General features: G+C 65.3%; 23 protein-coding genes. 12 read left to right on the top strand and 11 right to left on the bottom strand.

Going from position 1 to position 17,899, the window contains the following annotated elements:
• Positions 1-3 precede the first annotated feature (3 nt).
• The 7 genes from accD to purB form a co-directional block, all read right to left on the bottom strand.
• On the bottom strand, positions 4-855 hold the full coding sequence (gene accD, locus VSX79_RS08845) for an acetyl-CoA carboxylase, carboxyltransferase subunit beta (RefSeq protein WP_179496192.1): 852 nt from the start codon (positions 853-855) through the stop codon (positions 4-6).
• Positions 852-1,643, bottom strand: a complete 792-nt coding sequence (gene trpA, locus VSX79_RS08840) for a tryptophan synthase subunit alpha (protein WP_326915194.1) — start codon at positions 1,641-1,643, stop codon at positions 852-854. The genes accD and trpA overlap by 4 nt, the downstream gene beginning before the upstream one ends.
• Positions 1,640-2,851 (bottom strand): tryptophan synthase subunit beta, encoded by a 1,212-nt coding sequence (gene trpB / locus VSX79_RS08835; protein ID WP_179496196.1) that lies wholly within the window; start codon positions 2,849-2,851, stop codon positions 1,640-1,642. Before trpB ends, trpA begins: the two co-directional genes overlap by 4 nt.
• Positions 2,848-3,477, bottom strand: coding sequence for a phosphoribosylanthranilate isomerase (locus tag VSX79_RS08830; protein ID WP_179497384.1), 630 nt, complete (start codon positions 3,475-3,477; stop codon positions 2,848-2,850). The genes trpB and VSX79_RS08830 overlap by 4 nt, the downstream gene beginning before the upstream one ends.
• Before the next feature lie 101 nt (positions 3,478-3,578).
• Positions 3,579-4,253, bottom strand: coding sequence for an orotidine-5'-phosphate decarboxylase (pyrF, locus tag VSX79_RS08825; RefSeq protein ID WP_179496198.1), 675 nt, complete (start codon positions 4,251-4,253; stop codon positions 3,579-3,581).
• Entirely contained in the window at positions 4,250-4,594 is a 345-nt protein-coding gene (locus VSX79_RS08820) for a lipopolysaccharide assembly protein LapA domain-containing protein (protein WP_179496200.1), read from the bottom strand. Before VSX79_RS08820 ends, pyrF begins: the two co-directional genes overlap by 4 nt.
• Before the next feature lie 68 nt (positions 4,595-4,662).
• A complete protein-coding gene (gene purB, locus VSX79_RS08815; protein WP_326915193.1) occupies positions 4,663-5,979 on the bottom strand; it encodes an adenylosuccinate lyase in 1,317 nt (438 codons plus the stop codon).
• A 191-nt stretch (positions 5,980-6,170) separates the two neighbouring features.
• On the opposite strand from purB, the gene VSX79_RS08810 reads away from it, so the two are divergent.
• Complete coding sequence (locus tag VSX79_RS08810; protein WP_257018120.1) at positions 6,171-6,467, top strand: hypothetical protein; 297 nt, start codon at positions 6,171-6,173, stop codon at positions 6,465-6,467.
• Positions 6,468-6,488: 21 nt separating this feature from the next.
• Positions 6,489-6,980: an EF-hand domain-containing protein gene (locus tag VSX79_RS08805; protein ID WP_326915192.1), complete on the top strand. Its 492-nt coding sequence runs from the start codon at positions 6,489-6,491 to the stop codon at positions 6,978-6,980.
• 70 nt (positions 6,981-7,050) lie between these two features.
• Here VSX79_RS08805 and rnk read toward each other — a convergent pair whose 3' ends face one another.
• Positions 7,051-7,458 (bottom strand): nucleoside diphosphate kinase regulator, encoded by a 408-nt coding sequence (gene rnk / locus VSX79_RS08800; protein ID WP_257018121.1) that lies wholly within the window; start codon positions 7,456-7,458, stop codon positions 7,051-7,053.
• A 213-nt stretch (positions 7,459-7,671) separates the two neighbouring features.
• Positions 7,672-8,352 carry a RadC family protein gene (radC, locus tag VSX79_RS08795; RefSeq protein ID WP_179496206.1) on the bottom strand — a complete coding sequence of 227 codons (681 nt, stop codon included), beginning with the start codon at positions 8,350-8,352 and terminating at the stop codon, positions 7,672-7,674.
• A 52-nt stretch (positions 8,353-8,404) separates the two neighbouring features.
• Between radC and VSX79_RS08790 the strand changes: the two genes are divergently transcribed.
• From VSX79_RS08790 to VSX79_RS08745, 10 genes are all read left to right on the top strand, one after another.
• Positions 8,405-8,527, top strand: coding sequence for a hypothetical protein (locus tag VSX79_RS08790; protein WP_326915191.1), 123 nt, complete (start codon positions 8,405-8,407; stop codon positions 8,525-8,527).
• On the top strand, positions 8,520-11,687 hold the full coding sequence (locus VSX79_RS08785) for a YdbH domain-containing protein (protein WP_326915190.1): 3,168 nt from the start codon (positions 8,520-8,522) through the stop codon (positions 11,685-11,687). Before VSX79_RS08790 ends, VSX79_RS08785 begins: the two co-directional genes overlap by 8 nt.
• Positions 11,684-11,911, top strand: coding sequence for a YnbE family lipoprotein (locus tag VSX79_RS08780; RefSeq protein ID WP_257018123.1), 228 nt, complete (start codon positions 11,684-11,686; stop codon positions 11,909-11,911). Before VSX79_RS08785 ends, VSX79_RS08780 begins: the two co-directional genes overlap by 4 nt.
• Positions 11,912-11,931: 20 nt before the next feature.
• Positions 11,932-12,327 carry a YdbL family protein gene (locus VSX79_RS08775; protein ID WP_179497387.1) on the top strand — a complete coding sequence of 132 codons (396 nt, stop codon included), beginning with the start codon at positions 11,932-11,934 and terminating at the stop codon, positions 12,325-12,327.
• Between the two features lie 211 nt (positions 12,328-12,538).
• Positions 12,539-12,868, top strand: coding sequence for an AtpZ/AtpI family protein (locus tag VSX79_RS08770; RefSeq protein ID WP_326915189.1), 330 nt, complete (start codon positions 12,539-12,541; stop codon positions 12,866-12,868).
• A 50-nt stretch (positions 12,869-12,918) separates the two neighbouring features.
• On the top strand, positions 12,919-13,671 hold the full coding sequence (locus VSX79_RS08765; protein WP_326915188.1) for a F0F1 ATP synthase subunit A: 753 nt from the start codon (positions 12,919-12,921) through the stop codon (positions 13,669-13,671).
• Positions 13,672-13,713: 42 nt separating this feature from the next.
• Positions 13,714-13,944, top strand: a complete 231-nt coding sequence (locus VSX79_RS08760; RefSeq protein WP_037515205.1) for a F0F1 ATP synthase subunit C — start codon at positions 13,714-13,716, stop codon at positions 13,942-13,944.
• A gap of 71 nt (positions 13,945-14,015) precedes the next feature.
• On the top strand, positions 14,016-14,513 hold the full coding sequence (locus VSX79_RS08755) for a F0F1 ATP synthase subunit B family protein (protein ID WP_326915187.1): 498 nt from the start codon (positions 14,016-14,018) through the stop codon (positions 14,511-14,513).
• Complete coding sequence (locus VSX79_RS08750; protein ID WP_179496216.1) at positions 14,506-15,039, top strand: F0F1 ATP synthase subunit B family protein; 534 nt, start codon at positions 14,506-14,508, stop codon at positions 15,037-15,039. The genes VSX79_RS08755 and VSX79_RS08750 overlap by 8 nt, the downstream gene beginning before the upstream one ends.
• A 168-nt stretch (positions 15,040-15,207) precedes the next feature.
• Positions 15,208-15,537, top strand: a complete 330-nt coding sequence (locus VSX79_RS08745; RefSeq protein WP_326915186.1) for a hypothetical protein — start codon at positions 15,208-15,210, stop codon at positions 15,535-15,537.
• A gap of 253 nt (positions 15,538-15,790) precedes the next feature.
• On the opposite strand, the gene VSX79_RS08740 is transcribed toward VSX79_RS08745, so the two are convergent.
• Both VSX79_RS08740 and VSX79_RS08735 read right to left on the bottom strand, forming a co-directional pair.
• Positions 15,791-17,128: a chloride channel protein gene (locus VSX79_RS08740; RefSeq protein ID WP_179496218.1), complete on the bottom strand. Its 1,338-nt coding sequence runs from the start codon at positions 17,126-17,128 to the stop codon at positions 15,791-15,793.
• Between the two features lie 70 nt (positions 17,129-17,198).
• Positions 17,199-17,837, bottom strand: a complete 639-nt coding sequence (locus VSX79_RS08735) for a carbonic anhydrase (protein WP_179496220.1) — start codon at positions 17,835-17,837, stop codon at positions 17,199-17,201.
• Positions 17,838-17,899: the final 62 nt, after the last annotated feature.

Raw genomic sequence — 17,899 nt, 5'->3', positions numbered from 1 at the left:
GAGCTATGCCGCCTTCTCAGGCGCCAGATAGCCGATCAACCGGGCCAGCGTCGCGGGCAGCTCCTTGCGATGCACGACCATGTCGATCATCCCGTGGTCGAGCAGATATTCGGCGCGCTGGAAGCCTTCGGGCAGTTTTTCTCGGATCGTATTCTCGATCACGCGCTGGCCGGCAAAGCCGATCAGCGCCTTGGGTTCGCTAATCTGCACATCGCCGAGCATCGCATAGCTGGCGGTGACGCCGCCGGTGGTCGGGTCGGTCAGCAGCACGATATAGGGAAGGCCCGCACGGCGCAGGCGCGCGAGTGCGACCGTCGCGCGCGGCATCTGCATCAGCGACAGCGTGCCTTCCTGCATCCGCGCGCCTCCTGCGGCGGTAATCGCGATATAGGGGACGCCGCGCTTGATCGCGTTCTCGACGCCGGCGACGAACGCTTCGCCGACCGCGACGCCCATCGACCCGCCCATGAAGGCAAAATCCTGCACGCCGATCACGACGCCCTGGCCAGAAATGCGGCCGAACGCGTTCTGATAGGCGTCGCGGTCGCCGGTCTGCGCGCGCGCCGCCTTGATGCGGTCGACATATTTTTTGGTGTCGCGGAATTTCAGCGGATCTTCGGGTGCCGCAGGGGCCGCAATCATCTCGTGCAGCCCGCCGTCGAACAACTGAGCGAAACGCTCGGCCGCGCCGATGCGGTCGTGATGGTCGCAGCGCGGGCAGACGTTGAGATTGTCTTCCCATTCCTTGACGAACACCATCTGCTGACACTGACGGCATTTGTGCCAGAGATTGTCGGCGGTATCGCGCTTGGCGGTGAAGGGCAGGGCGTTGCGAACGCGGTCGAGCCAGCTCATGCGGCGATCTCCTTTGCGCCGTGGATAGCATCGGCGAGCGAACGGGTGAAGGCTTCGACGTGCGGCGCTGCAGCGTCGCCATGTTCGGCGATGATGTCGATAAAGGCCGATCCGACGACGACGCCATCGGCAACGCGCGCGATCTGCGCGGCCTGTTCGGGGGTGCGGACACCGAAGCCGACCGCGACGGGGAGGTCGGTCGCGGCCTTGAGCCGCGCAACGGCTTCGTCGATGCTCGTTTGGGCCGCCTGCTGGAGCCCGGTGATCCCGGCGACGCTGACATAGTAGAGGAAGCCGCCCGCCCCTTCGAGGACGGCGGGCAGACGCGCGGTGTCGGTGGTCGGGGTGGCGAGGCGGATCAGGTCGACGCCGGCGGCGCGGAGCGCTGGGCCGAGTTCGGGGTCCTCCTCGGCGGGAATGTCGACGCAGATGACGCCATCGACGCCCGCCTTGGCACATTCGGCCGCGAACCAGTCACCGCCGCGGATCGTCATCGGATTCGCGTAGCCCATCAGGACGAGCGGGGTGTCGGGGTGGCGCTGGCGGAAGGCGGCGGCGACCGCGAAGATGTCGGCGGTGGTCGTGCCCTTGGCGAGGCTGCGCAGGTTTGCTTGCTGGATCGCGGGGCCGTCGGCCATCGGATCGGTGAAGGGCATGCCAAGCTCGATCACATCGGCGCCTCCCGCGACGAGCGCGTCGAGGTTCGCGGCGGTGTCGCCGTCGCCCGCGGTGATGAATGCGACAAGGGCGGGGCGTGGTTGGGCGAAGGTGGCGGCGAAGCGGGTCACAGCGTCACCTCCAGCGCGTCCGCGACCGTCGCAATATCCTTGTCCCCCCGGCCCGAGCAATTGACGATGATGATCTTGTCCTTGCCCAGCGTCGGCGCGATGCGTTCGGCGGCGGCGATGGCGTGCGCGCTTTCGAGCGCGGGGATGATGCCTTCGAGCTTGGTCAGCTTCTGGAAGCTCGCCAGCGCCTCTTCATCGGTGACGGGTTCGTAGCGGACGCGGCCGATGTCGTGCAGCCAGCTGTGCTCCGGGCCGATGCCCGGATAGTCGAGGCCCGCCGAGATGCTGTGCGCCTCGGTGATCTGGCCGTCCGCGTCCTGGAGCAGATAGGTCTTGTTGCCGTGGAGGATACCGGGTTTGCCGCCCGCGAGGCTGGCGGCATGCTTGCCTTCGAGCCCTTCGCCCGCGGCTTCGACGCCCACGATCTCGACATCGGCGTCGTCGAGGAAGGGATGGAACAGGCCGATCGCGTTCGATCCGCCGCCGACGGGGGCGATCAGCATGTCGGGGAGGCGGCCTTCGGCTTCCAGTATCTGCGCGCGTGCTTCGTTGCCGATCACCGACTGGAAATCGCGGACGAGCTCGGGATAGGGGTGCGGGCCGGCGACGGTGCCGATGATGTAGAAGGTGTCGTGGACGTTCGCGACCCAGTGGCGCAGCGCCTCGTTCATCGCATCCTTGAGCGTCTTCGCACCGCTCTCGACCGCGACGACTTCGGCGCCGAGCAGCTTCATGCGAAACACGTTCGGCTGTTGCCGCGCAACATCGACCGCGCCCATGAAGATGGTGCAGGGCAGGCCGAACAGCGCCGCGACGGTCGCGGTCGCGACGCCATGCTGGCCCGCGCCGGTCTCGGCGATGATCTTGGTCTTGCCCATGCGCTTGGCGAGCAGAATCTGGCCGATGCAATTGTTGATCTTGTGGGCGCCGGTGTGGTTGAGATCCTCGCGCTTCAGATAAATCTTCGCGCCGCCCAGATGGTCGGTCAGCCGCTTTGCGAACCACAGCGGGCTGGGGCGGCCGACATAGTTTTTGAGCAGATCGTCGAACTCGGCCTTGAACGCCGGGTCGGCCTGCGCGGCGCGATAGTGGCGTTCGAGGTCGAGGATCAGCGGCATCAGCGTTTCGGCGACATAGCGGCCGCCGAACTGGCCGAAATGGCCGCGTTCGTCCGGCCCGGTGCGAAGACTGTTGGGAAGCTGGGTCATCGACCGGTCGCTTTAAGGAAAGCGGCGATCTTGTCCACATCCTTCACGCCCGGCGCGCTTTCGACACCCGACGAGACGTCGACGAGCGGCGCGCCCGTTTCGGCAATCGCCTGCGCGACATTGTCGGGGGTCAGGCCGCCCGCGATGCCCCAATCCATGCTGTGGCGATGATTCTTGAGCAGCGACCAGTCGAAGCGCGTGCCGGTGCCGCCGGGCAGCGCAGCCGCGGGCGCGTCGAACAGGATGCGATCGGCGATCCCGCGATATTTCTGCATCCGCGTGAGTGTTTCGGCATCCTTCAGCCCCACGGCTTTCCAGATTTCGGCCGGCGCGAGACGTTTCACCACTGCCAGCCATTCGGGCGTCTCGCTGCCGTGGAATTGGATGATATCGGGGCGGACCTTGCCAAGCGCATCGCCCGTCAGCTGCTGCGAGGCGTTGACGAGCAACAAAGCCACTTTGACCTGCGGCCCGGCGCGCTTGCGAAGTTCCGCTGCGGTCTTGAGGTCGACGTGGCGGGGGCTCGGCTCATAATGGACAAGGCCGATATGCGTGGCGCCATGGCGAATGGCGGCATCGACCGTTTCGGGCGTCTTGAGCCCGCAGATTTTGACGAGAGGGGGCATGGTCATCCTATCCTGTCGTCATCCCGGCGCAGGCCGGGGTCTCGCCGTTGCGGCTGAGCGCATCGTGGAGATCCCGGCCTGCGCCGGGATGACGGCTGTTTCTAAAGCGTCGCTTCGATTTCGCGCGCGGCGAGATCGGGGTCTTCGGACTGGCTGATCGGGCGGCCGACGACGAGGATCGAGGCGCCGTCCGACATCGCCTGTGCCGGCGTAACGATCCGCTTCTGATCGCCCATCTTGCCGTTCGCCGGGCGGACGCCGGGGACGACGAAATAGCCGCCGGGCCACGCCTTGCGCGCCGCTTTCACCTCCTGGCCCGAGCAGACGATGCCGTCGAGCCCGGCTTCGCGCGCGAGCGCGGCAAGGCGGACGACCTGGTCGTGCGGGGTGCCGCCGATACCGATATCGTCGAGATCGGGCGCATCGAGGCTGGTGAGCACGGTGACGGCGACGACCTTTGTATTAGCGCCGGCCACTGCCTTCGCTTCTTCGAGCATCGCACGGCCGCCGGCGGCGTGAACGGTGAGCACCGCCGGTTCGAGCGGACGCAGCGCCTGAATCGCTTTCGCAACCGTATTCGGGATATCGTGGAGCTTGAGGTCGAGGAAGATCGGCAGGCCGAGCTTCGCCATCTCGTGCACCCCGTGATGACCGTTGGCGCAGAAGAATTCGAGGCCCAGCTTCAACCCGCCGACATGGCGCCGCACCTTTTGCGCGAGCGTAAGCGCGGCGTCGAGGTGTGTCGTGTCGATGGCGAGGTAAAGCGGCGAGGTCATGGCTTGTCCGTCGAGAAGAGGTCGGTAGGGGCGGGCGGGATGTCGTTCACCGGCGTGGTTGCGGGCGCGGGCGCCACAGGCCGGTTGGCGAGCGCGCGGAGGTCCGCCGCCTGCCGCTCGCTTGCATCGAGGCGGCGCTTCAGCGACCAACGCGTCGTGCGCAGCGCGATCCACATGGGAACGCTGCCGATCAGAAAGGAAGCAAAGATGACGACGGGAAGTTTCGTCTCCGCTTCCCAGCCCGGCCAGATGGTAACGGTGACAACTTGCCAGTTCGCCATCGCAAAGATGACGAGCACGGCGGTCAGCAAAACCCAGATGATCGTACGCAGGATTCCCACTTCGTCTTGCTCCTCTGTCGATCCGGCGACGACACTATGACAGAACGCCCCGCGATTCCAGCCTGCGGCTAGACCGCCCCGAACACCCTGTCGAAGATCGTGTCGACATGCTTCATATGATAGCCGAGGTCGAAAAGTTCCGTAAGCTGGTCCGCCGAAAGCCGCGCGGTGACTTCGGCATCGCCCTTCAGCAGTTCGAGCAGCGAGAGCTGGCCGTCCGATTCCCATACCTTCATCGCGTTGCGCTGGACGAGGGCATAGCTGTCCTCGCGGCTCGCGCCCGCCTGCGTCAGCGCCAGCAGCACGCGTTGCGAGTGGACGAGGCCGCCCATGCGGTCGAGATTTTTCTGCATCCGCTCGGGATAGACAAGCAGCTTGTCGATGACGCCGGTCAGCCGCGCCAGCGCGAAGTCGAGCGTGATCGTCGCGTCGGGTCCGATGAAGCGCTCGACCGACGAGTGACTGATGTCGCGCTCGTGCCACAGCGCGACATTCTCCATCGCGGGGATCGCGGCGCTGCGCACCATGCGCGCGAGGCCGGTCAGATTCTCGGTCAGCACCGGGTTGCGCTTGTGCGGCATCGCCGACGAACCCTTCTGCCCCGGCGAGAAATATTCCTCTGCCTCGAGCACTTCGGTGCGCTGGAGATGGCGAACCTCGACCGCGAGTCGCTCGATCGACGACGCGATGACGCCGAGCACGGCGAAGAACATCGCATGGCGGTCGCGCGGGATGACCTGCGTCGAGACGGGCTCGATCGTCAGGCCGAGCTTGGCCGCGACATGCGCTTCGACGCGGGGATCGATATTGGCGAAGGTGCCGACGGCGCCCGAGATGGCGCAGGTTGCAATTTCGTTGCGCGCGGCCTGCAGGCGGATTTTGCAGCGCGAGAATTCGGCATAGGCCTCGGCGAGCTTGAGCCCGAAGGTTACCGGTTCGGCGTGGATGCCGTGGCTGCGGCCGATCGTCGGGGTGAGCTTGTGCTCATAGGCGCGGCGCTTGATCGCTTCGAGCAACGCGTCGATGTCGGCGAGCAATATGTCGGCGGCCTGGCTGAGCTGGACCGCAAGGCAGGTGTCGAGCACGTCGGAGCTTGTCATGCCCTGGTGCATGAAGCGGGCTTCATCGCCGACATTCTCGGCGACCCAGGTCAGGAAGGCGATGACGTCATGTTTGGTCACCGCTTCGATCGCGTCGATCGCGGCGACGTCTATCACGGGGTTCGTCGCCCACCAGTCCCACAGCGCCTTGGCGGCGGATTTGGGCACGGTGCCGAGTTCGGCGAGCGCGTCGGTCGCGTGCGCTTCGATCTCGAACCAGATGCGAAAGCGATTCTCGGCCGACCAGATCGCGGTCATTTCCGGCCGTGCGTAACGCGGAACCATTGAATTTCCTTCCTTTTCGGGCGGCTTGTCGCGGAATCCCCGCGAAACCGGGTCGGGGCGCCCCGTAGCAGGGACGGGGCGTTTCGCCAAATGTCCAGCGACCGCAACTTTGGCGAAATCCGGCGGGTTGATCCTTCGCCCCATCAGAAAGGCGACCGGCAAATCAAGGTCGCCGATACAGGAGAATGAATGTGTTGAAACAAGTGCTTTTGATCGGCGCAGCCGCCGTAAGCTTCCCCGCCCTGGCCCAGACCACCGCGCCGATGGACGAACAGCCCGCCCCGACGACGCAAACGCCGCCGGCGCCCACCGACACGACTGCGCCGACGCCCGACAGCACCACCCCGACGGACCAGACGGCGCCGACCGATCAGGCGCCGACCGAGGACGCGCTTCCCAGCGACACGCCCCCCGCGGCCGAGCCGACCCCTCCGGCTGACCAGCCCGCTCCGGATGACGAGGAAAAGCCCGAGTCGGAACCGGAATAAACCTTACGCAGGAGTAATATCATGTTGAAACAGATGCTTTTGATCGGTGCCGCCGCGGTGAGTTTTCCCGCGCTGGCCCAGACCACCCCGCCGGCTTCGGACCCGATGAGCCAGCCGACGACGACCGAGCCCGTGAGTCCGGCGCCGGCACCCGCGCCGGACACGACCAGCCCGACGCCTGACACCACGAATCCGGCCCCGATGCCCGATTCGTCGACTCCGCCGGCGGCGACCGAAGCCGCTCCGTCGAGCGCAGCGGCGACGCCGACCCAGATCGCGCAGATCGTCGAACAGGAATTCCCGACCTATGACGGGGACAAGAACGGCGACCTCAATGAAGCCGAATTCGGCGCGTGGATGAAGAAGCTGCGTGCCGCGACCGACCCCAGCGCCGACGTCGAATCGGCCGAGGTGACGAGCTGGATCGGACAGGCCTTCGCGTCCGCCGACGGCGACAAGTCGGGCGGCGTGAACAAGACCGAACTCACCGGTTTCCTGTCGCGCGGCGCCTGAACGGCGCCCCGCGGGGTGGTGCGGCCGTCGGAGCGATCCGGCGGCCGCATCGCCGTGCATAGGGTTGGGTCTATGCGGGTTGTTCAACCGCGATGATCGTCAGCCGGTGCTCGACGCCGCCACGGTCGGGCCAGTTGATCGACTGGCCGACGCTCAGCCCGATCAATCCGGCGCCGACCGGAGTCAGGATCGAAATCCGCCCTTCGGCTATGTTGGCTTCGGCGGGATAGACAAGGCGCAATGTCCGCTCGGTGCCGCTCCTCGCATCGGTGAAGGTCACCGTTGACCCCATTGTGACGACGTCCGGCGGGATCGCGGCGCGGACGCAGATTGCAGCGCGATCGATCTCGTCGAGCAGCAGTTCATAGAATGCGATCGAATCGCGCTGCTGTTGCAGCGTGAGCTCGGTCAGCGCATCGGCTTCGCTGTCGATCATGCGGATAAGGGGCATCGCGGCCCCGCTATTCTTGTTGGTCATGGCGCGGACTTTCCGGCTGGCGCGCGGCGGCCTGCCACGCACGGCAATGTGGGACGGAAGGTGCCCCGGGCTCGGGGCGATCGCGCCGGAACCCGGGGCTAAATGCCCGCGAGAAGCTGTCCCCCGTGATGGCGGAAGCGGAGAAGGCCGCGCCGAATCTGCATGACGGGAATCATGTGGCCGCGAACCGGGGAAGTCAAACGGGTCCTGACCCTAGATCAGTCCCATCGCGCGGAAGCTCCGGTAATCAGACCCACCGATAATGATATGATCGTGGAGAGCTATCCCGAGTTTCGCGGCTGCGGCGGCGATATCCTTGGTGATCGCGATGTCCTGACGGCTCGGTTCGGGGCTGCCGCTCGGATGGTTGTGAACCAGGATGATCGCGGAGGCGCCGAGTTCCAGCGCGCGTTTGATCACCTCGCGCACATAGATCGCCGACTGGTCGATCGATCCCTCGCTCGCCAGTTCGTCGCGAATGAGCATGTTGCGCGAGTTGAGATAAAGAATGCGGACGCGCTCGACGTCGATCGGCCCCATATCGGCGCGGAGCCAGTCGAGCAGCGCATCCCAGCTGGACAGGAGCGGCTTGTCGCGAAATTCGCCTTTCAGCAAGCGCAGGCCGGTCGCCTGAACGATCTTGAGCGCCGCGATGCCGGTGTCGCCGAGCCCGTCGACGCGGCGTAGCGATTCGGGGTCGGCGCTCACGAGTTGCGCCAGCGATCCGAATTCGCGCAGCAGCGCCTTGGCGAGCGGCTTGGTATCGCGGCGCGGAATCGCGAGCGCGAGCAGATATTCGACCAGCTCATAATCCGCGAGCCCGTCCGCGTCGTCGAGCAGGCGCGAGCGCAGTCGCGCGCGGTGACCGACATGATCCGGCGTGTCCCCCATCATCGCCGCAATAACCGCCTTGTGAGGCGCACTCAACGGTCATAGGAAAAGGAAGATGGCGAACCGGATCAATTTCCTGCATCGAAACGGGATTTCCGGCGTTTCTGGTGTGAACGGGGTCTGGGTCGAGGGACGAGATTTTGCCGCCATGACGTCATCGGCCAATTCCCATGACTGACGTGGCAGGCGGCGAGCAGCCGCGGTTCAAATACCGGACTTTATTGTTCAAGAAGCGCTGGCTGACCGCCGGCGCGGTGATCATCCTCGTCGCGGGGGTCTGGATCGCCCGCGAACCGATCGCCGATGAATTCATCCGCGACCAGCTCGGCAGTCGCGACGTTCCTGCGCGTTACACGATCGAGCGGATCGGTTTTCGCAGCGAGGTCTTGTCCGATATCGTAATCGGCGACCCGAAGCGGCCCGACCTCACGGCAAAGCGCGTCGAGGTCCTGCTCGGCTATGGCTGGTCGGGGCCCTATGTGTCGGGAATCAACGCCGACGGTGTCCGGCTTTACGGGCGTTTCGTCGACGGGCGCCTGTCGTTCGGTTCGCTCGACAAGTTCCGCGACCCCGAAAGCAAGGATCCCTTTGCCTTGCCCGACCTGTCGGTCGCGCTTCGCGATGCACGGGCGCGCGTTGAAACCCCGTGGGGGGATATCGGCGCGGCGCTGAATGGTGGCGGCAATCTGCGCCGCGACTTCACCGGCAAGCTCGCACTCGTCGCGCCGCGGGTCGGGGCGGCGGGATGCCACGGTGATAATGTCAGCTTCTATGGCACGGTCCTCGTCCGCGACATCCGGCCGCAGCTGGTGGGCCCGCTGCGCGGCGGCGCGCTGCGCTGCGCGGGCGGCAGCGTCAGCGCGGCGTCGCCGCAAGTCGCGCTCGACCTGTCGCTGTCAGAGAATCTGCAAAGCTGGAAGGGCAAGGCCGACGCCAGCATCGTGCGCCTCGTCGCAGGCCCGATCGCGGCCGACCGAATGGGGTTGCGCGCAAGTTTCGACGGCACCGCGGTGCTGACCAGGCTCGACGTCGATGCCGATATGGCGCGCCTGCGCGGACCCGATTTCGCTGCCGCGAGCGTGAACCTCGAAGCGAAGGGCAGCGTCGGCAGCGCGGCGCCCAAATTCGACGGACGCATCGGTTTCGCGCGTGCGAACAGCAGCGCGGACTTGCGCCGTTCGCTCACCGAAAGCGCGCGCGGGCTGTCGGGGACGCCGATCGGGCCGCTGGCGGCAAGGGCCGTCGGGGCCTTGAGCCGCGTGCTCGCCGATGCGAGCGGCAGTGCGGGTTTCGCAATTGCGGGCGAGGGGCCGACCGCGCGGGTCGATTTGATCGCGCCCGAACTGACGAGCGCGAGCGGCGCGCATTTTACCGGCAGCGCCGAAAGCCGTATCGGCTATCTTTATGGCGCCGACGATCCTGCGGTGATCGCGACGGGGCGCTGGAACATCGGCGGAGGCGACCTGCCCGCGGGAACGCTGAGCCTCGATCGCAGTGCCGAGGGGAAGGTCACCGGTCTTGCGAGCTTCGAGCCCTATGGCGCCGAAGGGGCAAGGCTGGCGTTGACGCCGGTGCGTTTTTCGGGTGGCGCGGGCGGGCTTCTCCGCTTCGCGACGACGGTGGCGCTGTCGGGACCGCTCGCGGGCGGCCGCGTCGAGCGGTTGACGGTGCCGCTGAACGGCTTTCTTGCCCCCACGGGAGCGCTCGCATTCGACGGCGGGTGCAGCCGGGTCGCTGCCGACCGGATCGAGGTCAGCGGGTTCCGGATCGGCCGCAGCGCCATCGATCTGTGCAGCCGTCCGGGGGCTCCGCTGCTCAGCGCAGGGCCTGCTGGCCTGCGCGGCGACATTCGCATTCCGCGCATTGCCCTGAGGGGAACAAGCGGCAGTTCGCCGTTCAGCCTGACCAGCGGCCCGGCGAACCTGGACCTGTCGGCGATGCGCTGGTCGCTGGCGCGCGCGGACATCGCGCTGGGCGAGGGGGAGGACGTGACCCGCTTCGCCGCTGACACCCTCACCGGGCGGGCGACACCGCAGGGCATGGCCGGTGAGCTTCGCGGCGCGGAGGGCAAGATCGGCGCGGTGCCGCTCAACATGAGCGAGATTGCGGGGCAATGGCGCTTCGCGAAAGGCGCGCTGACACTCGACGGCGGCCTTCTGCTCACCGACGCGGCGCCCGACCCGCGCTTCTTCCCGCTCGTCAGCGATGATGCGAGCCTGCGGTTCGCAGACGGGGTCATCGAAGCGAAAGCCGGCTTCAACGAACGGAAGACGGGGACGAAAATTCTCGACACGCTGATCCGCCATCGCCTCGCCGACACTAGCGGTGCGGCGGACCTCGCCGTGAAGGAGTTGCGGTTCGACGATGCGTTCCAGCCCGACCAGCTTACCAGCCTCGCGCTCGGCGTCGTCGCCAACGTTCAGGGTTCGGTCGTCGGCGACGGGCGGATCGAGTGGACCGCCGACGGCGTCACGAGCCGCGGCACCTTCGCAACCGCCGACGCAAGTCTGGCGGCTGCATTCGGCCCGGTCACCGGGCTGACGACGACGCTCAGCTTCGACGATCTCATCGGGCTCAGGTCGGCGCCGGGGCAGATCGCGAAGATCAACGAGATCAACCCCGGCATTCCCGTGATCGACGGCGAAATCGAATATCGGCTGCTCGGCGACAACCGCGTCCGCATCGAGGGCGGAAGCTGGCCTTTCGGCGGCGGCCAGTTGCTGCTCCACCCCACGACGCTCGATTTCAACGCTGACAATGCCCGGCGGCTGTCGTTCGACATCGTCGGGGTCGACGCCGCCGTGTTCCTGCAGAATTTCGGGTTCGACAATATCAATGCAACGGGCGTGTTCGACGGCACCCTGCCGGTCGAATTCGACGGGCTCGGCGGGCGGATCGTGGACGGGCGCATCGATTCGCGCGCCGGCGGGGGGACGCTCGCCTATGTCGGCGAATTGTCGAACCGCAATCTCGGCACGATCGCCAATTTTGCCTTTGGCGCGCTGCGCAGCCTCAAATATGACGATCTGACGATCATATTGAACGGGGATCTCGACGGCGAAATGGTGACCGACATCCGCTTTGGCGGCGTGGGGCAGGGCGAGGGCGCGACGCGCAATTTCCTGACCAATCAGGTCGCGAAACTGCCCCTGGTCTTCAATGTGAAGATCACCGCGCCGTTCCGACAGCTTCTGACGTCGGCGAAGGGATTCTATGATCCGTCGCTGCTGATCGAACAGAATCTCCCGGCCCTTATGCGGGCCCAGGAAGAAGCCGAATCCGCCGCGAGGGGGGAGGACGCCCCCGTTCAGCCACCAGAAAGCGAGCCTGTGCGATGAAGATAAACAAGACTGGAGCAAGGAGGCTGGCGATTGACGTCAGGCATATTGCGGTGATGATAGGTGCGCCGACCCTGATGGGAGCCTTGGCGGGCTGCGTTCAGATCGAAACGCCCGATAAGCCGATCGAAATCAACCTGAATATCAACATCCGGCAGGAAGTGGTGTACAGGCTGGATGGCGATGCCAAAAAGCTCATCGAGCAGAATAGCGAGATATTCTGATGGGGAAGGATGTGATGCGTATGACCAAATGGAAACCGACCGGACTGGCGCTTGCCGCGATCGCGGCAACGGCTGCCGTGGCCCTTGCTGTGCCGTCGGCGATGGCGCAGCGCGACCCGGCCTATGCCGCGGCGCGCGCCGCCGGGCAGATCGGCGAGCAGCCCGACGGCTATCTGGGTTTCGCGACGACGCCGACCCCCGCGATCCGCGCGCTGGTGCAGGACCTCAATATCAAGCGGAAGGCGGCTTATACCGCGAGCGCGCAGTCGACGGGCAGCACCGTCGAGCAATTCGCCTTTACCAGCGGCTGCAATCTGATCGCGAAGACCAAGCCGGGCGAAAAATATCAGACCCCCGGCGGCGCATGGAAAACCCGCGATGCCAGCCCGCCCGAACGCGACGCGCGCTGCCCGTAAGATCCGAATCCGAATAATGGAGCCCGAGGGCTCTCATATGCCGCCGCGCCCCTAAACGCGGCGGCATTTTTGTGCGCACAAGCAGAAGCATTGACTTAAGCGGGCGGCGTTCCTAAACGGACCGCGCCTTAGGGGTCCCCCGAATTTTCGGGCCTTTTTTTGTAGGCGGAATCGGGAGTTTCCGGTTCTGTTTCAGGAGGATGGCGAGAGAATGACGGGGAATGGCAGCGATCCGGAACTTGGCTCTGAGGATTCGCGCCTGGTCTCGCTCGAAGAGCGATTGGACCGGGCCGAAGCCGCAGAAGCAAGAAGGACCGCAGCGACCGCCGGACCGGAGACCGATGCGAATTACAAGCTCGGTAATCGTGTTCTGGCCGAGCTGCTGGGCGGGATCGGTGGCGGCGCGCTGGTCGGTTGGACGATCGACCATTTTGCCGGCACGGCGCCCTGGGGCCTGTTGGTGGTGCTGTTCCTCGGAATAGGCGTCGCCTTCAGAAACATATTTCGGATTGCGAATGTTCGGCCCAAAAAGCCGGATTGACAGGATTTTAGGCGAGGTATCGCGTGGCGGATCAAGGCAAAGTGGACCCGATGCACCAGTTCGAGGTGCAGAAGATGTTCGACATGTTCCATGTCGGGGGTCAGGAGGTTGCCTTTACCACCAGCGCGCTGTGGATGGTCATCGCTGGCCTCTTGCTGTGGGTCTTCATGGTCGGCGGGATGAAGCGCCAGCTCGTTCCTGGCCGCTGGCAGGTCGCCGTCGAGGGCTTCACCGGCTTCATCTCCAGCATGATGAATGCCAATATCGGCCCTGAAGGCCGCAAATATACGCCCTATGTCTTCTCGCTCTTCATGTTCATCCTGATGCTGAACGTGCTGGGTCTGATGCCCTTCGGCCTGTTCGGCCTGCACCCCTTCACCGTGACGAGCCACTTCGCGATCACCGGCGTGCTCGCGATCCTCAGCTTCGCGATCGTGCTGATCGTCGGCTTCTGGCGCCACGGTTTCCATTTCTTCTCGCTCTTCGTGCCGCATGGCACCCCGATCTGGCTGATGTGGCTGATCCCGGCGATCGAACTGGTGTCGTTCCTCGTCCGCCCGTTCAGTCTCGCGCTGCGACTGTTCGTCGCAATGACCGCGGGCCACGTGCTGATGAAGGTGTTTGCGTCGTTCATCATCGACGGGATCGCGGCGGGCCCGGCGATCGGTATTGGTGTCGGCCTCCCCAGCATGGCATTGATGATCGGTATCAGTGGTCTCGAACTGCTGGTCGCGGGTATCCAGGCTTATGTTTTCGCGCTGCTCACGTCGCTCTATCTGAACGACGCGATCAATCTGCACTGATTTTTCAACTGCATAATTATCGTTTTTCCCAAGGAGTATAAAATGGACGTTCAAGCTGCTTCGCTCATCGGCGCCGGTCTGGCCGCTATCGGTGCCGGTATGGCCGCCATCGGTGTGGGCAACGTGTTCGGTAGCTTCCTCGAAAGCGCGCTGCGCAACCCCGCGGCGGCCGACGGCCAGCAGGGCCGCCTGTTCATCGGCTTCGCGGCCGCCGAACTTCTCGGCCTGCTGTCGTTCCTGATCGCGATCCTGCTGTACCTCAAGGCAGCCTGATTTCGTCTGCGGGGCCGGCGCGCTGAGCGCGGGCCCCGCGACTGCTTTTCTTTTGTCGGTCGAGTAAATCCATGCCTCAAATCAGCCAATTTGCTGAAAGCTGGTACGCCGCATCCCAGATTTTCTGGGTGCTGCTGACCTTCGGCTTCGTCTTTTTCGTCATCGGCCGCGGCATGCTGCCGAAGATCGAGGCGACGGTGGACGCGCGCGACCGCAAGGTGGCCGACGATCTGGCAGCGGCGAAAGCTGCGCACGCCGCGGCCGACGGTCTGGAAGAAAGCTATCGCCAGCAGAGCGACGCGAGCCGCGCCGCCGCGCAAAAGGCGGTGACCGACGCCAAGGGCAAGGCCGCGAAGGACGCCGAAAAGCGTTTGGCGAAGGTCGATGCCGAACTCGCGGACAAGCTGGCGGCAGCGGAAGCCGAAATCGGCGCCGCGCGCTCGTCGGCAATGGCGGAAATCGAAGCGGTCGCGGCCGAAGCGGCGGGCGACCTCGTCGCCAAGCTCTCGGGTGTGCAGGTTGCCGCGGCGGACGCCAAGGCAGCGGTGAAGGCGGTGCTCCATGGCTGATTTCCTCATGATCCTGGCCGAAGGTGCCGCTGAACCGAAGTCTTTCGGTATCCTCACCGCGACAAGCTGGGTTTCGATCGCCATGGCGATCTTTATCGCGATCCTGTTGTGGAAGAAGGTGCCGGCGATGATCGCGGGCATGCTCGACAACAAGATTGCCGAGATTTCGAAGCAGCTCAAGGAAGCCGAGGCGCTGCGCCTCGACGCCGAATCGCTGAAGGCCGAATATGAGGCGAAGCTTGCCGACGCCGCCAAGGAAGCCGATGAAATGCGCGCCCGTGCCGATGCCGAGGCCGAGGCGCTCGTCGCCAAGGCAAAGGCCGACGCGACCGCGCTGATCGCGCGCCGCAAGCAGATGGCCGAAGACCGCATCGCGGCGGCCGAAGCCGGCGCGCTCGCCGAGGTCCGCACGGCGGCCGCCAAAGCGGCGACCGAAGCGGCCGCACGGCTGATCGCCGACAAGCATGACGCCGCGGCCGACAAGGCGCTGGTCGATCAAGCCATCGCGGGTGTCGCCCGGAGCTGAGCTCTTCGCCACTGCCGGATAAACGAAGCGCCCGCGGTCTTCCGCGGGCGTTTTGCTTTGTGCAATGTGGGAAGTGTTGGCTGAACGACCGGTTTCGACCGCAATTGCGGACATTCGACCTTTTGGCCAAGATGCCGCTGGCAACCATCGCAGCAAGGCTAGCCTGACATGTTTAAACCGAACAAAGAAGCGGTGCTAGAGGCTCTTCGAGAGCTGAGCGACAAAGACTTCCAAGACTATTACTGGATGGGGCGTGATCAGAGCGTCATGTGCGTGCCGGAAGAGCTATGCCATTCGATGCTCTTCGGCAGCAACCTGTCGCCAAATGTCAAAGCTCGACGACCCGTGTTCGGGCCTTGGGACGCACGGATCATGGCTCTGGGAGAGAGGTTTTGTGATCTTGTCGATAAAACGTCGGGTGATGTCGAGGTGATTTTGGCGTCTTCCGAAATGGGCCAAATCCGCACTGAAGCGCAATCGATTCTGGATGGCATGTAGGCATAGAGGCTCCCCATTTCAGGCAATCGCCTCGAATCGGACGGAAAAACAGCAACCGATCGATTGCGGATATGCAGCCTTCCCACTCCCTTCGCATGGAGCGAAGTCGAGATGCCCCTCGGGCCAGGCGTCACGTCGATGGGTGTCTCGACTTCGCTCGACTCGAACGGACAGAGGGGAATGGCAGTTCCCAACCCCAAAGCGGACATCGGAAATATGCAGGCTTGGCTCCCGCCGTTCCCGCCATCAGCCGCTAATCATCGCCCGGTCGCGCGCCGATCTTTGGCGGCATGATGCGTTTCGCAAGCCCGTGATACAGCCGCGTCGGGCAGATTTGTGCGCTGGTCCAGTCGGCGATCAGCGCGGTGGCGAATAGCGGCAGGATGATGCCGCGCGCCGCGGTGGTTTCGATCAGGATGATCACTGCGGTCAGCGGCGCCCGTACGACCCCGACGAAATAGGCGGCCATGCCCAGCATCACGACCGCGCCCGCCGGACTTTCGGGAAAGGCGGGGGTCAGCAGATTGCCGAAACCGGCGCCGACGGCGAGCGAGGGCGCGAAGATGCCGCCCGGTGCGCCGCTGAGTGTCGAGGCGAGCGCCGCGGCGAACTTGGCCGGGAAAAACCAGAGCTTGCCCTGATGGCCTTCGACCAGGAATTTCGTGACGTCATAGCCCGTGCCCCACGTGCCGCCGTTGGTCGCGATCCCGACGAGCGCGACGACGAGGCCGCATCCCGCAGCGAACAGCACCGGCTGCGTGGCTGCGCGCCGGGCCCAACCGGTCGAGCGGTCGCTTGCCGCCAGGACGATCCTTGCGAACAATCCGCCGGCCAGCCCGCCGCCGATCCCGGCTATCGGCGCGATCAGCAGCACGTCCGAAACGGGCAGCGTATCGCGCATCACGCCGAAATAAACATAATCGCCCGCAACCGACAGGCTGACGAGACCTGCGATCAGGACAGCGCCCATCGTCAGCACGGCGACGCGCTGTTCATAGGCTGCTGCGAGTTCCTCGATGGCAAAGGCGATGCCCGCGAGCGGCGTATTGAACGCCGCCGCGACGCCTGCCGCACCGCCGGCGATAAAGACGCCCGCGGTGACGCGGACTTTGAGCAGGCGGTGCATCGCGACCATGATCGCCGCGCTGACCTGAACCGTCGGCCCCTCGCGCCCGACCGAGCCGCCGACCGACAATGTGGCGATCGTCAGACCGAGCTTGGCAAAGGCGGTGCGCAGCGACACCAACGGCCCGGTCGCTTCCTGCTCGGGGCGGCGCCCGGCGGCAATGATTTGCGGGATGCCCGAACCGCGCGATGCCGGGAAATAGCGGTTCGCGGTCCAGACGATCAGCGCAAAGGCGGTCGGTGTGATCAGGAGTGGCAGCCACCAGGCGCGATCCGAAATGCGAAAGATCAGGTGCTGCGCCCGGTCGCCGGCGGCGGCGAAGGCCAAGGCCACCAGGCCCAGCAGGATCGCACCGCCGACCATCGCGACGCGGCGGCGAATATCACCGACTTCGCTGCGGGCGCGACGATTGAAGCGATGCTGCGCGAGGCGGGCCCAGCGCGGGATTGTCGGCTTGGAAGGCATGGGGGAGGGCTGTGAACCCGCCGCCAGCCGGGCGCAACCCCTGTCCCGCGATCGCGTCGGCCCGGCAGGTTCAGGCGGGAGCGAATTCCCCCGTCGCTTCGTCCATCACATGCAATATCCCGTCGCCGATCGCGAAAAAGGCGCCGCGCAGTTTCAGGCTCCCACGCTTTTCCTTCTCCTGGATGCAGGGGAAGGTGCGCAAATTCGCGATACTCACGCGCACGGCCGCCATTTCCATCGCGCGGCCCGCTTCGCGGTTGTCGATCTGTGGATGGGCGGCACGCACCGCCTCGCTCGCCTCGTCGAGCAGGCCGATCCAGTCGGCGATAAAGCCGCCGCGCCCGGGCTCCGCGCCTTCCATCGACTTGTGGAGCGCTGCATGGCACCCGCCGCAAAGGCCGTGCCCCATCACGACGATTTCCTCGACCTTCAGGAACTGCACCGCGAATTCGAGCGCCGCCGAGACGCCGTGGCGTCCCGGGGTCGTCTCGAACGGCGGCACCAGCGCCGCGACGTTGCGGACGACGAAGATTTCGCCCGGGCTGGTGTCGAAAATCTGCGAGGGTTCGGACCGGCTGTCCGAACAGGCGATCACCATCACCTTGGGCGACTGTCCTTCGGCAAGCTGTTCCCAGCGTTCGCGTTGCTCCGCCCAGCCGCCGTTACGGAAACGCCGGTAGCCCTCGATCATATCTGTAAAGTGAGTCATGGAGGCGCCTTAGCATAGGTAGAGAGGTTGAGAAGAGGCGCGTGCGCGACTATGTGGGCGGC

Origin of the sequence: Sphingopyxis chilensis (assembly GCF_035930445.1) — a bacterium.
Classification (GTDB): domain Bacteria; phylum Pseudomonadota; class Alphaproteobacteria; order Sphingomonadales; family Sphingomonadaceae; genus Sphingopyxis; species Sphingopyxis chilensis.
This window is presented reverse-complemented; position numbering and strand designations above follow the sequence as displayed.

What these genes read in the sequence shown, in the direction of transcription:
- VSX79_RS08790 (WP_326915191.1), top strand. Translation starts at nt 8,405, where the DNA reads ATGGCGAACCGGATCAATTTCCTGCATCGAAACGGGATTTCCGGCGTT.
- VSX79_RS08805 (WP_326915192.1), top strand. Translation starts at nt 6,489, where the DNA reads ATGTTGAAACAGATGCTTTTGATCGGTGCCGCCGCGGTGAGTTTTCCC.
- VSX79_RS08785 (WP_326915190.1), top strand. Translation starts at nt 8,520, where the DNA reads ATGACTGACGTGGCAGGCGGCGAGCAGCCGCGGTTCAAATACCGGACT.
- VSX79_RS08770 (WP_326915189.1), top strand. Translation starts at nt 12,539, where the DNA reads ATGACGGGGAATGGCAGCGATCCGGAACTTGGCTCTGAGGATTCGCGC.
- VSX79_RS08735 (WP_179496220.1), bottom strand. Translation starts at nt 17,837, where the DNA reads ATGACTCACTTTACAGATATGATCGAGGGCTACCGGCGTTTCCGTAAC.
- pyrF (WP_179496198.1), bottom strand. Translation starts at nt 4,253, where the DNA reads ATGACCTCGCCGCTTTACCTCGCCATCGACACGACACACCTCGACGCC.
- trpB (WP_179496196.1), bottom strand. Translation starts at nt 2,851, where the DNA reads ATGACCCAGCTTCCCAACAGTCTTCGCACCGGGCCGGACGAACGCGGC.
- VSX79_RS08775 (WP_179497387.1), top strand. Translation starts at nt 11,932, where the DNA reads ATGACCAAATGGAAACCGACCGGACTGGCGCTTGCCGCGATCGCGGCA.
- VSX79_RS08745 (WP_326915186.1), top strand. Translation starts at nt 15,208, where the DNA reads ATGTTTAAACCGAACAAAGAAGCGGTGCTAGAGGCTCTTCGAGAGCTG.
- accD (WP_179496192.1), bottom strand. Translation starts at nt 855, where the DNA reads ATGAGCTGGCTCGACCGCGTTCGCAACGCCCTGCCCTTCACCGCCAAG.
- VSX79_RS08760 (WP_037515205.1), top strand. Translation starts at nt 13,714, where the DNA reads ATGGACGTTCAAGCTGCTTCGCTCATCGGCGCCGGTCTGGCCGCTATC.
- VSX79_RS08750 (WP_179496216.1), top strand. Translation starts at nt 14,506, where the DNA reads ATGGCTGATTTCCTCATGATCCTGGCCGAAGGTGCCGCTGAACCGAAG.
- VSX79_RS08830 (WP_179497384.1), bottom strand. Translation starts at nt 3,477, where the DNA reads ATGCCCCCTCTCGTCAAAATCTGCGGGCTCAAGACGCCCGAAACGGTC.
- rnk (WP_257018121.1), bottom strand. Translation starts at nt 7,458, where the DNA reads ATGACCAACAAGAATAGCGGGGCCGCGATGCCCCTTATCCGCATGATC.
- radC (WP_179496206.1), bottom strand. Translation starts at nt 8,352, where the DNA reads ATGATGGGGGACACGCCGGATCATGTCGGTCACCGCGCGCGACTGCGC.
- VSX79_RS08755 (WP_326915187.1), top strand. Translation starts at nt 14,016, where the DNA reads ATGCCTCAAATCAGCCAATTTGCTGAAAGCTGGTACGCCGCATCCCAG.
- VSX79_RS08765 (WP_326915188.1), top strand. Translation starts at nt 12,919, where the DNA reads ATGCACCAGTTCGAGGTGCAGAAGATGTTCGACATGTTCCATGTCGGG.
- VSX79_RS08740 (WP_179496218.1), bottom strand. Translation starts at nt 17,128, where the DNA reads ATGCCTTCCAAGCCGACAATCCCGCGCTGGGCCCGCCTCGCGCAGCAT.
- purB (WP_326915193.1), bottom strand. Translation starts at nt 5,979, where the DNA reads ATGGTTCCGCGTTACGCACGGCCGGAAATGACCGCGATCTGGTCGGCC.
- VSX79_RS08780 (WP_257018123.1), top strand. Translation starts at nt 11,684, where the DNA reads ATGAAGATAAACAAGACTGGAGCAAGGAGGCTGGCGATTGACGTCAGG.